General features: G+C 69.6%; 14 protein-coding genes. 13 read left to right on the top strand and 1 reads right to left on the bottom strand.

The features are described 5' to 3' along the window. Positions 1–16: 16 nt before the first annotated feature. Positions 17–931 (bottom strand): hypothetical protein, encoded by a 915-nt coding sequence (locus NDR87_RS05940; protein WP_251909813.1) that lies wholly within the window; start codon positions 929–931, stop codon positions 17–19. A 317-nt stretch (positions 932–1,248) separates the two neighbouring features. Here NDR87_RS05940 and ftsH point away from each other — a divergent pair, with 317 nt between their 5' ends. The 13 genes from ftsH to NDR87_RS05875 all read left to right on the top strand — a co-directional run bounded on the left by ftsH (position 1,249) and on the right by NDR87_RS05875 (position 12,166). Further along, positions 1,249–3,600 carry an ATP-dependent zinc metalloprotease FtsH gene (gene ftsH / locus NDR87_RS05935; RefSeq protein WP_251909814.1) on the top strand — a complete coding sequence of 784 codons (2,352 nt, stop codon included), beginning with the start codon at positions 1,249–1,251 and terminating at the stop codon, positions 3,598–3,600. A 109-nt stretch (positions 3,601–3,709) separates the two neighbouring features. Continuing rightward, complete coding sequence (folE, locus tag NDR87_RS05930; RefSeq protein WP_251909815.1) at positions 3,710–4,345, top strand: GTP cyclohydrolase I FolE; 636 nt, start codon at positions 3,710–3,712, stop codon at positions 4,343–4,345. A 59-nt stretch (positions 4,346–4,404) separates the two neighbouring features. Next, positions 4,405–5,226, top strand: a complete 822-nt coding sequence (gene folP / locus NDR87_RS05925) for a dihydropteroate synthase (protein WP_251910197.1) — start codon at positions 4,405–4,407, stop codon at positions 5,224–5,226. Beyond that, positions 5,223–5,639, top strand: a complete 417-nt coding sequence (folB, locus tag NDR87_RS05920; RefSeq protein ID WP_251909816.1) for a dihydroneopterin aldolase — start codon at positions 5,223–5,225, stop codon at positions 5,637–5,639. The genes folP and folB overlap by 4 nt, the downstream gene beginning before the upstream one ends. Before the next feature lie 13 nt (positions 5,640–5,652). After that, entirely contained in the window at positions 5,653–6,189 is a 537-nt protein-coding gene (folK, locus tag NDR87_RS05915) for a 2-amino-4-hydroxy-6-hydroxymethyldihydropteridine diphosphokinase (RefSeq protein WP_251909817.1), read from the top strand. 5 nt (positions 6,190–6,194) lie between these two features. Beyond that, positions 6,195–6,665 (top strand): DUF3180 domain-containing protein, encoded by a 471-nt coding sequence (locus NDR87_RS05910; protein ID WP_251910198.1) that lies wholly within the window; start codon positions 6,195–6,197, stop codon positions 6,663–6,665. A gap of 70 nt (positions 6,666–6,735) precedes the next feature. Then, positions 6,736–7,626 carry a DUF6779 domain-containing protein gene (locus NDR87_RS05905; protein WP_251909818.1) on the top strand — a complete coding sequence of 297 codons (891 nt, stop codon included), beginning with the start codon at positions 6,736–6,738 and terminating at the stop codon, positions 7,624–7,626. 109 nt (positions 7,627–7,735) lie between these two features. Next, positions 7,736–8,662: a Rossmann-like and DUF2520 domain-containing protein gene (locus NDR87_RS05900; protein WP_251909819.1), complete on the top strand. Its 927-nt coding sequence runs from the start codon at positions 7,736–7,738 to the stop codon at positions 8,660–8,662. 29 nt (positions 8,663–8,691) lie between these two features. Further along, complete coding sequence (gene panC, locus NDR87_RS05895) at positions 8,692–9,678, top strand: pantoate--beta-alanine ligase (RefSeq protein WP_372494100.1); 987 nt, start codon at positions 8,692–8,694, stop codon at positions 9,676–9,678. Positions 9,679–9,693: 15 nt separating this feature from the next. After that, entirely contained in the window at positions 9,694–10,113 is a 420-nt protein-coding gene (gene panD / locus NDR87_RS05890; protein WP_251909820.1) for an aspartate 1-decarboxylase, read from the top strand. A 16-nt stretch (positions 10,114–10,129) separates the two neighbouring features. Continuing rightward, complete coding sequence (locus tag NDR87_RS05885; RefSeq protein ID WP_251909821.1) at positions 10,130–10,924, top strand: type III pantothenate kinase; 795 nt, start codon at positions 10,130–10,132, stop codon at positions 10,922–10,924. Positions 10,925–11,123: 199 nt separating this feature from the next. Further along, positions 11,124–11,738 (top strand): cysteine dioxygenase family protein, encoded by a 615-nt coding sequence (locus NDR87_RS05880; protein ID WP_251909822.1) that lies wholly within the window; start codon positions 11,124–11,126, stop codon positions 11,736–11,738. Positions 11,739–11,743: 5 nt separating this feature from the next. Continuing rightward, a complete protein-coding gene (locus NDR87_RS05875; RefSeq protein ID WP_251910200.1) occupies positions 11,744–12,166 on the top strand; it encodes a rhodanese-like domain-containing protein in 423 nt (140 codons plus the stop codon). The last annotated feature ends 158 nt before the right edge of the window (positions 12,167–12,324 follow it).

The following is a 12,324-nucleotide window of genomic DNA, read 5'->3' as shown; positions in this document are numbered from 1 at the left end:
GCGCGCCGCGCCCGGGTCAGTCCGGCAGCGAGCGCAGTATGCCGCGGCCGTAGCGCTGGAACTGGGAATCGTCGACCATCCCCAGTGAATGCCGCTCCACCAGCAGCTCCCACTCCGAATACAGCTGGGCGACGCCGGGATCGGGCGGGGCCACGGCCCCGTCGGCGGCCTCGCGCTGAATGGCGAAGGTGAGCGCGCCGACCACGCGTTCGGTATCGGCGCGGTCGGTGCCGGTGAAACGCAGGGTCATATTGCCGTCGCACACCTCGATACCGGACTCGCCGCCGGCGGCCGAATCGACCGAGCGCGCCGACATCAGTGCGGCCACCGGCAGCTCGTGGGCGTAGCGCTCGCCCGGCCCGACGGAGACGAACAGCAGCCGCTGGGTGGTGACCGCGAGCAGACCCCGGCCCCGTCCGGCGGGCGGCTCGGCGGAGACCAGCGCGGTCTCCAGTGCGAACTCCTCCGGGGTGACCAGTTGATGCAGCGTGGTCACGGCCGTGCGGGTCTCCCGGCGCGGGGCCATCCGGCGCACCGCGCGATCCACATCGGCGCGGGTCGGACCCGTTTTGCCCCAGACCGGGGCGGGCGGATTCAGGTCGGGTACGGACATATCGATGCGCTGGGTGGCCGTGATCTGGGTATTGATCCGCTCCACGATCACGGTGGCCGCCGGCACGTCGTGCTCGGCGATCAGCACCGGCAGCGGGGTGCGGTCGGCCGGAATTCCGGTGAGCAGCGAGGTCGGATAGCGAAGGTAGATCTCGATGACGACGGCATCGTCGGTCCGGCGGTTCAGCCGGACCTTGAGCAGGTCGGAGACCGGCACGTCGAGCACTCGCTCGCCGTCCGAGCCGGGCCTGAGGACCTGCAGTCGACCGTTGCCGTGGCGCAGTATCGCTGTGGGTGTCCGTAACTCGACTATGTCCATACCCCCTGCACTCTTGTTGTGTCGTCGATCACAATGGGACTGGCATGTCATCATTGTGACCGCTGGGTCCGACACCGAACGCACGGTGTTCGTGTCGGTTCGAGCACAGGCCGGGAACCACCGCTGTTCTCCGACCGTTTACTTGTCGAACTGCATCAGGTGCGCGATGTATCGAGTAGACCGTACGCGGTAACGTGGCTTGTCCGCATCCGTTCGGTCGCACCCGGTCGGTCCGGTTGCGGATACGGCACCCGCCCGATGCATCGTAGGCACGAACCGGAATTACCGGAAAGGACTGGCCCGCCGGCCGACGCTCTATGAACCGCAAGACAGTGTTTCGCAACCTGGCCATAGTCGCGGGCGTCCTGCTCGTGATCTATCTGGTCGGTTATTTCAGCAACGACACGCGCGGCTGGAAGAACGTCGATACGTCCGTGGCGCTCACCCAGCTGCAGGACAAGGCCAACGTCAAGCAGGTTCAGATCGATGACAAGGAGCAGCAGCTCCGCATCACGCTGAACAAGGGCAACGACGCGACCAGCGGCCAGACCCAGATCATCGCGAAGTATCCGGGTGGCAGCGAGGTTTCGGCGCAGATCCTCAAGGACGTGCAGGCCTCCGGCGCCCCCTACAACACGACCGTCAAGCAGGACAGTTGGTTCACCCAGGTGCTGCTGTTCGTGCTGCCGATGGTGGTGCTGCTCGGGCTGTTCATCTTCGTCATGGCCCGCATGCAGGGCGGTGGCCGAGGCGGCATGATGGGCTTCGGCAAGTCCAAGGCCAAACAGCTGTCCAAGGACATGCCCAAGACCACCTTCGCGGATGTGGCCGGGGCCGACGAGGCCGTCGAGGAGCTCTACGAGATCAAGGACTTCCTCCAGAACCCGGCCCGCTACCAGGCGCTGGGGGCGAAGATCCCGAAGGGCGTGCTGCTGTACGGCCCGCCCGGCACCGGTAAGACGCTGCTCGCCCGGGCCGTGGCCGGTGAGGCGGGGGTCCCGTTCTTCACGATCTCCGGTTCGGACTTCGTCGAGATGTTCGTCGGCGTCGGCGCCTCGCGCGTGCGCGACCTGTTCGATCAGGCCAAGCAGAACAGCCCCTGCATCATCTTCGTCGACGAGATCGACGCCGTCGGCCGCCAGCGCGGCGCGGGTCTGGGCGGCGGTCACGACGAGCGCGAGCAGACGCTCAACCAGCTACTGGTCGAGATGGACGGCTTCGGCGACCGCACCGGCGTGATCATCATCGCGGCCACCAACCGCCCCGACATCCTCGATCCGGCGCTGCTGCGGCCCGGCCGCTTCGACCGGCAGATTCCGGTCGGCAATCCGGATCTGGCCGGGCGTCGCGCGATCCTGCGCGTGCACTCGCAGGGCAAGCCGATCGCGTCCGACGCCGATCTGGACGGGCTGGCCAAGCGCACGGTCGGCATGTCCGGCGCGGATCTGGCCAATGTCATCAACGAGGCCGCGCTGCTCACCGCGCGCGAGCACGGCAATGTGATCACCGGCGCGGCGCTGGAGGAGTCGGTCGACCGCGTCATCGGCGGCCCGCGGCGCAAGAGCCGCATCATCAGCGAGCACGAGAAGAAGATCACGGCCTACCACGAGGGCGGCCACACCCTGGCGGCCTGGGCGATGCCCGATATCGAACCGGTCTACAAGGTCACCATCCTGGCCCGCGGCCGCACCGGCGGGCACGCCATGACCGTGCCCGAGGACGACAAGGGCCTGATGACCCGCTCGGAGATGATCGCCCGGCTGGTGATGGCGATGGGCGGCCGCGCGGCCGAGGAACTGGTGTTCCACGAGCCGACCACGGGCGCGTCCTCCGATATCGATCAGGCCACCAAGATCGCCCGCGCGATGGTCACCGAATACGGCATGAGCGCCCGGCTCGGCGCGGTGCGCTACGGCCAGGAGCAGGGCGACCCGTTCCTGGGCCGCTCGATGGGCATGGGCTCGGACTACTCGCACGAGGTCGCCCGCGAGATCGACGAGGAGGTGCGCAATCTCATCGAGGCCGCGCACACCGAGGCCTGGGCCATCCTCAACGAGTACCGCGACGAGCTCGACGCGCTGGCCACCGCGCTGCTGGAGCGGGAGACGCTGCACCGCAAGGATCTCGAGGAGGTCCTCGCCACGGTCGAGAAGCGTCCGCGCATCACGGCGTTCAACGATTTCGGCGACCGCACCCCGTCGGACCGCCCGCCGGTGAAGACCCCGCGCGAGCTGGCCGCCGAGCGCGGTGAGCCGTGGCCGGACGAGTCGGCCACCCAGGCGGTGAAAAAGCCCGCGGCGCAGCCGGTTCCGGCCAACGGCTATCCGGAGCCCGAATATCAGCAGCCCGGCTACGGCGGGTACCCGCAGCCCGGCAACTATCCGCTGCCCGCCTATCCGCGGCAGGGCGGCGGCACGCACGGCTCGCGGCCCGATTACGGCGCCCCGGCCGGATGGTCGGCTCCGGGCTGGCCGCCACAGGACGAGGGCCAGGCCGGGCAGCAGCCCGGTTACGGCGGGCAGCCGCAGAGCGGCTGGGCCCCGGGCGGTGGCCAGCGCTACGGCCGACCGGCCTGGAATCAGCCGAACGACCAGGAGGGTTCGGGCTACCCGTCGCCCAACGGTGAGACCGACGGCGGCGATTGGGACGGGCCGAACGGTCGGCGCTGACCGGTCGGTGATTAGGCTCGACGGTCGAGGTGCCGAGAGGTAACCGGCACCGGCTGCGGCCGGTGCCAACGGGCACCACGTACACAGATTTTTTTGGAGGTGTCCTCGAGTGTCGGCGAACAACCGTGCCATCGCAGAACCCGACTCCGACGCTCTGATCGCCGTCGAGACCGGCCGCCTGTTCGACCAGGAGCGCGCGGAGGCGGCGGTGCGGGAACTGTTGCTCGCCGTCGGCGAGGATCCGGATCGCCCGGGGCTGCTCGACACCCCGGGCCGGGTCGCGCGCGCCTACCGCGAGATGTTCGCCGGGCTCTACACCGAACCCGATTCGGTGCTGAACACCACCTTCGACGAGGGACATCAGGAACTGGTCCTGGTGCGCGACATCCCGATGTACTCGACCTGCGAACATCATCTGGTTTCCTTCCACGGCGTCGCGCACGTCGGCTACATCCCGGGTCCGCACGGGCGCGTCACCGGCCTGTCCAAGCTGGCCCGGCTGGTCGACCTGTACGCCAAGCGCCCGCAGGTCCAGGAGCGGCTGACCAGTCAGATCGTCGACGCGGTCATGCGCAAGCTGGATCCGCGCGGCGCGATCGTGGTGATCGAGGCCGAACATCTGTGCATGGCCATGCGCGGCATTCGCAAGCCCGGCGCCAGCACCACCACCTCGGCCGTGCGCGGGCTGCTGCAGAGCAGTGCGTCCTCCCGCGCCGAGGCCCTCGATCTGATCCTGCGGAAGTGAGTGAGCTGGCGGTGTCCGGACGACTCGTCACCCCGCGCGGCGGGCGATCGTGTGTGGTGATGGGCGTGGTCAACGTCACCAGCGATTCGTTCTCCGACGGCGGTCGATACCTGGATCCGGGTCTGGCCGTCGCGCACGGCATCGCGCTGTACGAGGCGGGTGCGGACATCGTCGACGTGGGCGGGGAGTCCACCCGCCCGGGCGCCGTCCGCATCGATCCGGCGACCGAGGCCGCGCGGGTGGTCCCGGTCATTCACGACCTGGTCGCCGCGGGCGTGCCGACCAGCGTGGACACCATGCGTGCCGCGGTCGCCGAGGCCGCGATCGCGGCGGGGGTGTCGGTGGTCAACGACGTATCCGGCGGGCGTGCCGATCCGGATATGGTCAAGGTCGTCGCCGCGGCCGAGGTGCCGTGGATCCTCATGCATTGGCGCGCGGGCGCGGACTATCGCCACATCGGCCCGGCCGAGCACTACGACGATGTCGTCACCGAGGTGATGGACGAGCTGTCCATGCAGGTGGATCTGGCCATGGCCGCGGGCGTGCACCCCGACCGGCTGGTGCTCGATCCCGGCCTGGGCTTCGCCAAGAACGCCGAGCACAACTGGGCCCTGCTGGGCGCGCTGCCCGAACTCACCGCGCACGGGCTGCCCATCCTCATCGGCGCCTCCCGCAAGCGCTTCCTCGGCGCGCTGCTGGCCGATGCCGACGGCCCGCGCCCGCCCGACGGCCGCGAGACCGCCACGGCCACCATCTCGGCCCTGGCCGCGCGGCACGGCGCGTGGGGCGTGCGGGTCCACGATGTGCGCGCCTCGGTGGATGCCATCGCCGTCGCCGACGCCTGGCGGCGGGCCGAACGAGTCCGACAGGGAGTGCAGTGAGCACCGATCGCATCGAACTGCGCGGGCTGCGCGCCCACGGTCACCACGGCTGCTTCGATTTCGAGCGCCGCGACGGCCAGGAGTTCGTCGTCGACATCACTCTATGGCTGGATTTCGCGAAAGCCGCTGCCACCGACGACCTTTCGGCCACCGTCGACTACGGCGAACTGGCCGGGCGTGCGGTCGACATCGTGCGGGGCCGACCGCGCAACCTGATCGAGACGGTGGTGTCCGAGATCGCCGACGACATCATGACCGATCCGCGCATTGCCGCCGCCGAGGTGGTCGTGCACAAGCCGTCCGCCCCGATTCCGCACACCTTCGACGATGTCCGGGTGGTGGCCACCCGCAGGCGGGATCCGCGCGAGAACTCCGCCGTGGATTCCGGTGCGCACACCGGGGTGATCGCGTGAGCGAGGTCCTGCGATGAGCCGCGCCGTGCTGTCGATCGGATCCAACCTCGGCGATCGCCTGGCCCACCTGCGCAGCGTCGTCGATGCCCTCGCCGCGCATGTGGTCGCGGCGTCATCGGTGTATTCGACCGCGCCCTGGGGCGGCGTGCCGCAGCAGCATTATCTGAATGCCGTACTGGTGGTGGACGATCCGGCCGCCGGGCCGCGGGACTGGCTGCATCGCGGACAGGAGCTCGAGCGGGCCGCCGGGCGGATGCGCGAGGTGCGCTGGGGCGCCCGGACGCTCGATGTGGATGTCCTCTGGTGTGCCGAGCGACGGCCGGAGGGGCTGCGCGTGGTCCGCAGCACCGATCCCACGCTGACGCTGCCGCATCCGCAGGCGCACAATCGCGCCTTCGTCCTGGTGCCCTGGCTCGAGGTGGAGCCGGACGCGGTGCTCGAGGCGCAGGGGCGGGCCCGGCCGATTCGGGACTGGCTGGCGGAACTGGCCGCCGCGGAGATCGAAGGCGTGCGCATCACCGAACTCACCCTGCGAGCGGCCCGGCCATGAACGTGATGAAACCGACGCGGGCGCTGGATCTGACCGCGAATGTGCTGCTGGCCGCGGTCGTGGCGTGGATCGCCACGCGCTGGGCGTATTCCAGCTTTCCGCCGATCTCGGTGCTCGCGGGGGCCTCGCTGTACCCGGTGGCGGCGCTGGAGGCCGTGCTGGCCTTCGTGATTCGCACCCGGGTCAACGACGATCGGATCGGGGACGGGCCCAAACAGCTGCACCCCATCACCGCGGCGCGGGCGGTCGCGCTGGCCAAGGCCTCGGCGCTGGTGGGTTCGCTGGCCGCGGGGGTGTGGCTGGGCTTTCTGATCTGGGTGTTCCCGCAGCGGTCGACGCTGCGCGCGGCCGCGGCCGACACCCCCGGCGCCCTCGTGGGCCTGGTCGCGGGGGCGGCGCTGGTAGCCGCGGCGCTGTGGCTGGAGTATTGCTGTCGCGCGCCGAATGAACCACCCGACGAACCGGCAACCTCTTAGCAAATAATCGTGCCGGAATCACCGATCCGGCTTCGAGCCGGAACCTGTCAACCGAGCTATCCTCGCGGTCATGGTGTCACCCGCCCGTAGCAGTACTTCCCGTAGCAGGCGGGATGACGCGGGAAAGTTCGTCGTCGGAGTCCTGAGCCTGCTCGGACTGGTAGCCAGCGTGTTTCTGATTTTCAGCAACAGCTTGCAACTGGTCCGGGTCGGCCTGGTGATCGCGCTGTGGGCCGCGGTGATCGGCGCGCTGGCCGCGACCAGATACCGGCGCGAGGCCGCCCTCGATCAGGTCCGGGCGCAGAACCTGCAGACGGTGTACGAACTGCAACTGGAGCGGGAGATCAGCGCGCGCCGCGAATACGAGCTGAGCGTCGAGGAGCGGGTGCGACGGGAGGTGGGCGCCGACGCGGCCGAACTGGCCGCGCTGCGCGGCGAGCTCGCCGTGCTGCGAGAGAGTCTGCAGCGACTGTTCGACGGCGACCTGCCGAATCCGCGCCCCGCTCTGCACGCCGATGCCGTCCGGCTGCAGGAACTGCCCAGTCCCGATGCGGCGAACGATAACTCGCGGGAAACCGACACCTGGGACGCGTGGAACGCGCCCGCCGTACCGCTGAACGTGACCCCGGTCTTCGACTCCGACCACCCCGAGCCACCGGCCTTCGCCAGCCCCTACGACGATCCGGTGACCGCCGAGACGGCCGTCGTCTCGCCCGAGCAGTCCGATCCCGAGCCCGAATCCGAATCCGAATCGGTCGCGCCGAAGCAGGCCCCGCCCGAACGCCTGCCCGCCGACGAGTCGCCCGCCCGCCCCGCCCCCGAGCGGCGCGGCCCGATCGGCACCGCGGGCTCCCGCCGCCGTCGCCGCGCCGAGAGCGAGGACGGCGAGGACTCCCCGGGCCGCAGGCTCTCGGTCGCGGAGATCATGGCCAACCTGCGCTCGGAGCAGGGCGGGCGCTGAGGTGAATATCACCGGCCCCGGCCCTGTGCGCGCCGCGGCCGCGGCCCTATCCTCGACTCGGTAACGTCCGGTACCCGCACGGCGGGACTGGAACGACATCGAGAGGACAATGGTGACCTCAGGTAATTCTGGGAGTGACCCTGCGCCTGCACGACTGACGGTGGGAATCGTCTCGGCGGGACGCGTGGGTTCCGCACTGGGTTCGGCACTCGAGCGTGCCGGGCACATCGTCTTCGGCGTCTCGGCCATCTCCGACGCCTCACGCCAGCGCGCCCGCACCCGGCTGCCGGATTCGCGAATCCTGCCCGCCGAGCAGGTGGCCGCGCGCAGCGAGCTGCTGGTGCTGGCGGTGCCGGATGCCGAACTGCCCGGCCTGGTAACGGGTTTGGCCACCGCGGGCGTGGTGCGGCCGGGCACGATCGTGCTGCACACCTCCGGCGCCAACGGCATCGGCGTGCTGGCCCCACTGACCGAGCGCGGCGCGCGGCCGCTGGCCGTCCATCCGGCCATGACGTTCACCGGCCACGACGAGGACCTCGCCCGGCTCGGCAACGCCTGCTTCGGCATCACCGCCGCCGACGAGGTCGGCTACGCGATCGCGCAGTCGCTGGTGATCGAGATGGGCGGCGAGCCGGTGCGGGTGACCGAGGAGCATCGCGCGCTGTACCACGCCGCCCTCGCGCACGGCAGCAATCACCTCGTCACGCTGATCGTGGACGCGGTGGCCGCCCTGCGGGACGCGCTCGCGGGCCCGGGCCTGCTCGGCCAGCAGTTGGTCGACGAGCAGCCGGGCGGCCTGGCCGAGCGCATGCTCGCCCCGCTGGCCTCGGCGGCGCTGGACAACGCGCTGCGCCGCGGGCAGGCCGCGCTGACCGGACCGGTCGCTCGTGGCGACGCCGACGCCGTGGCGAAACATCTGCGGGCCCTGACCGAAGTCGACCCCCGGCTGGCCGCGGGCTATCGCGCGCTGTCGCTACGCACCGCCGAGCTGGCCCGTACCAATCCCGCCCTGATCGAACTGCTGGAGGGTCACTGATGGCCGATCCGAACTCCCGCCTGCTGGCGCTGCGCGGGTCCTACAAACCGGGCGAGCTGACCGTGCTGCGTGATCCGGCCAGGATGTCGGCCGTGTCGAATGCGCTGCGCTCGGTGGGCCGCAAGGTCGCGCTGGTGCCCACGATGGGCGCGCTGCACGAGGGTCATCTGGAACTGGTGCGCCGCGCGAAGCGCACCAATCAGGTCGTGATCGTGTCGATCTTCGTCAATCCGCTGCAGTTCGGCGCGAACGAGGATCTCGACAAATACCCGCGCACCCTGGACGCCGATGTCGAACTGCTGCGCGGGGAGGGTGTGGAGCTGGTGTTCGCACCCAGCGCCGCCGAGATGTATCCGAACGGCCCGCGCACCGCCGTAGAACCCGGGCCGCTGGGCGCCGAACTCGAGGGTCGCAGCCGCCCGACCCATTTCGCCGGGGTGCTGACCGTGGTCGCCAAGCTGCTGCAAATCGCCCGCCCGCACGAGGCGTTCTTCGGCGAGAAGGACTATCAGCAGCTGACGCTGATCCGGGAAATGGTGCGGGACTTGAACTTCGAGGTGAAGATCGTTCCGGTCGCCACCGTCCGCGAGCGCGACGGGCTGGCGATGTCCTCGCGCAATCGCTATCTCGATCCCGCCCAGCGCGAACTCGCGACGACCCTGTCGGCCGCGCTGGCCGCGGGCCGCCACGCCGCGGGCCTCGGCCCGGAGGGCGTGCTCGCCGCCGCGCGCGCCGTGCTCGACACCAAGCCCGAGATCGACGTCGACTATCTGGAACTGCGCGGGGCCGATCTGGGCGAGATCCCCGCGAGCGGCAATACCCGCCTGCTGGTGGCCGCCCGCATCGGCGGCACCCGGCTCATCGACAACATGGCCGTCACGGTCGGCGTTCCGGCTGTATCCGATGCGGCGTCCGCTGGTCCCTCCGTGGTTACGCAGGCTGCCGCCTCCGGTCCCGTCGCTCCCGCCGCGGGTCATCCCACCACACCCGACGTTGCCGCACAGGCGATCTCGTAACGAAAGGCGACGACGATGTTGCGCACCATGATGAAATCCAAGATCCACCGCGCCACGGTGACGCACGCCGATCTGCACTACGTCGGCTCGGTGACCGTGGATCCGGATCTGATGGACGCGGCCGATCTGCTCGAGGGTGAGCAGGTCTGCATCGTCGACATCGACAACGGCGCCCGGCTCGAGACCTATGTGATCGCGGGCGAGCGCGGGTCCGGCGTCATCGGAATCAACGGCGCCGCGGCGCATCTCGTCCATCCGGGCGATCTGGTGATCCTGATCGCCTACGCCATGATGGACGAGGCCGAACTGCGCGACTACCGGCCCCGGGTGGTCTTCGTCGACGAGCGCAACCGGCCGGTCGAGCTGGGCTCGGATCCGGCGCATGCGCCGGAGGGGTCGGGCCTGTCCTCGCCGCGCAACCTCACCTTCGCCTGAGCGGCGGGACGGGCCGATGCTGCTGACCATCGACGTCCGCAATACCAGCATCGAGATCGGGCTGTTCTCGGGCAGCGGCTCGCACGCGAAGCTGGTGGACACCTGGCGCATGCACACCAATCCGCTGCTGACCGCCGACGAATTCGCCATGCACGTGCGCGGATTGGTGGGCGATCGGCTCGATCAGGTCGTGGGCGTCTCGGCGCTGTCGACCATGGCGCCGGTGCTGCGCGAGCTGCGCACCATGCTGAGCCGGTACTGGGGCGAGGTTCCGCATGTGCTGGTCGAGCCGGGGGTGCGCACGGGAATCCCCCTGCTGGTGGACAATCCGAAGGAGGTGGGCGCCGATCGGATCGTCAACTGTTTGGCGGCCTACCATCGCTTCGACTCCCCGGCCATCGTCGTCGACTTCGGCCCGGCCGCCATCTGCGTCGACCTGGTCTCGGCGAAGGGGGAATTCCTGGGTGGCAGCATCGCGCCGGGCGTGGAGATCGCGACCGAGGCGCTGGTGGCCCGCACCGCGCTGCGGCGCGCCGAGCTGACCCGCCCGCGTTCGGTGTTGGGCAAGAACAGCCTCGAATGCATCCAATCCGGCGCGGTCTTCGGCTTCGCCGGGCTGGTGGACGGGCTGATCGACCGCATCCGCGACGAATTCGACGCCTTCGCCGGGGACGAGGTGGCGATCGTGGCCACGGGGATCACCGCCCCGCTGATCGTGCCGGAGTCGGAGACGATCGAACATCATGAGCCGCATCTGACGCTGGACGGGCTGCGGCTGGTGTACGAGCGCAATCAGCAGCGCCGTCGGTAGCGGCACGGGGACGTAACGGCGGGGCACCGATCGTGTGGGGAAGCCAACAGGATGCTTGTGCCCGGCCCGCCCGTCTGCATAGACTTTCGCCCGTGTCCTACCGCGTGAGCATCCAGGAGTGTTGTCGAGGCTGATTCGCCTCGACCGATGTCGGGGCTTCGTATGACCCCGGCCATCCACTTCTCCTGGAGTTTCGCTCATGCGTTCCTCTGTCATCACCCCCACGTACCATCCCGTTGCCGCCGCGTCGGCCCGCCTCGCTCCCGAGGTCACCGAACGTGCGGTCGCCTCGGCGCTGCCCACCCGGCTGCGGCCCGCCGATCTGCTGCGGCTCACCGATGAGGGCGCCGAGGACGTGCTGGCGGGTCGTTACGATCACCTGCTTCCGGCCGACGGCCGCTGGCCAGCCGACAGTCGCTGGGCCACCCGGCTTTCCACCGACGACGAGGTGGACGTCTGGCTGATCAGCTGGGTGCCCGACCAGTCCACCGAACTGCACGACCACGCCGGATCCCTCGGCGCGCTGACCGTGCTGTCCGGCGCACTGTCGGAATACCGTTGGAACGGTAGGGAATTGCGCAATCGCACCCTCACGGCTGGCGATCAGGCGTCGTTCCCGCTGGGCTGGGTGCACGACGTCGTCCGCGCCCCCGATCAATTCGCCGGTGCCCCGGCGCCGGGCAATCCCACGCTGTCCGTGCACGCCTATTCACCCCCGCTCACCGCCATGTCCTATTACGAGGTCACCGGCCACGGCACGCTGCGCCGCACTCGGACCGTCCTCACCGACCAGCCGGAAGGCGACGTGAAATGACTCACCTGACGATCGATCGCATGTTGGAGAACGCCCGCGAACAACTGCGGCGGATCTACGCGTTCGAATTGCCGCAGGCGATCGCCCGGGGTGCGTTACTGGTCGACATTCGGCCGCAGGCGCAGCGGGTGAAAGAGGGCACCCTGCCCGGCGCGCTGGTGATCGAGCGGAATGTCCTGGAATGGCGGCTCGACCCGACCAGTTCGGCCCGGCTGGCTCTGGCCACCGGACACGACGTGGAATGGATCGTGGTCTGCTCGGAGGGTTACACCTCGAGCCTGGCCGCCGCCTCGCTGCAGCAGCTGGGTTTGCATCGGGCCACCGATCTGGTCGGCGGATACCAGGCATTGAAGGCGGCCGGTCTGCTCTCGGTCGCGGCCGGTGCACCGCACATCGCCCGTGAGGTCGTCGCGCTCGCCTCGCTGTAATTCTGCGGCCTGGCGCAATTGTGACGGAAGCGACAGAAACCGAACCGGTCGCACTTTCGTACCCGAAACGATGCCAATTCGTTACCCTGGGTAACTGACCGCCCGGCCCGCAAAAGGATTTTTGGCGCACGATAGGGTGGTTCGATGTGAGCACCCCG

It is taken from the genome of Nocardia sp. CDC159 (assembly GCF_023740735.1).
Taxonomy (GTDB): Bacteria; Actinomycetota; Actinomycetes; order Mycobacteriales; family Mycobacteriaceae; genus Nocardia; species Nocardia pulmonis.
This window is presented reverse-complemented; position numbering and strand designations above follow the sequence as displayed.

What these genes read in the sequence shown, in the direction of transcription:
- NDR87_RS05940 (WP_251909813.1), bottom strand. Translation starts at nt 931, where the DNA reads ATGGACATAGTCGAGTTACGGACACCCACAGCGATACTGCGCCACGGC.
- ftsH (WP_251909814.1), top strand. Translation starts at nt 1,249, where the DNA reads ATGAACCGCAAGACAGTGTTTCGCAACCTGGCCATAGTCGCGGGCGTC.
- folP (WP_251910197.1), top strand. Translation starts at nt 4,405, where the DNA reads ATGGGCGTGGTCAACGTCACCAGCGATTCGTTCTCCGACGGCGGTCGA.
- folK (WP_251909817.1), top strand. Translation starts at nt 5,653, where the DNA reads ATGAGCCGCGCCGTGCTGTCGATCGGATCCAACCTCGGCGATCGCCTG.
- NDR87_RS05910 (WP_251910198.1), top strand. Translation starts at nt 6,195, where the DNA reads ATGAAACCGACGCGGGCGCTGGATCTGACCGCGAATGTGCTGCTGGCC.
- NDR87_RS05905 (WP_251909818.1), top strand. Translation starts at nt 6,736, where the DNA reads ATGGTGTCACCCGCCCGTAGCAGTACTTCCCGTAGCAGGCGGGATGAC.
- NDR87_RS05900 (WP_251909819.1), top strand. Translation starts at nt 7,736, where the DNA reads ATGGTGACCTCAGGTAATTCTGGGAGTGACCCTGCGCCTGCACGACTG.
- panD (WP_251909820.1), top strand. Translation starts at nt 9,694, where the DNA reads ATGTTGCGCACCATGATGAAATCCAAGATCCACCGCGCCACGGTGACG.
- NDR87_RS05885 (WP_251909821.1), top strand. Translation starts at nt 10,130, where the DNA reads ATGCTGCTGACCATCGACGTCCGCAATACCAGCATCGAGATCGGGCTG.
- NDR87_RS05880 (WP_251909822.1), top strand. Translation starts at nt 11,124, where the DNA reads ATGCGTTCCTCTGTCATCACCCCCACGTACCATCCCGTTGCCGCCGCG.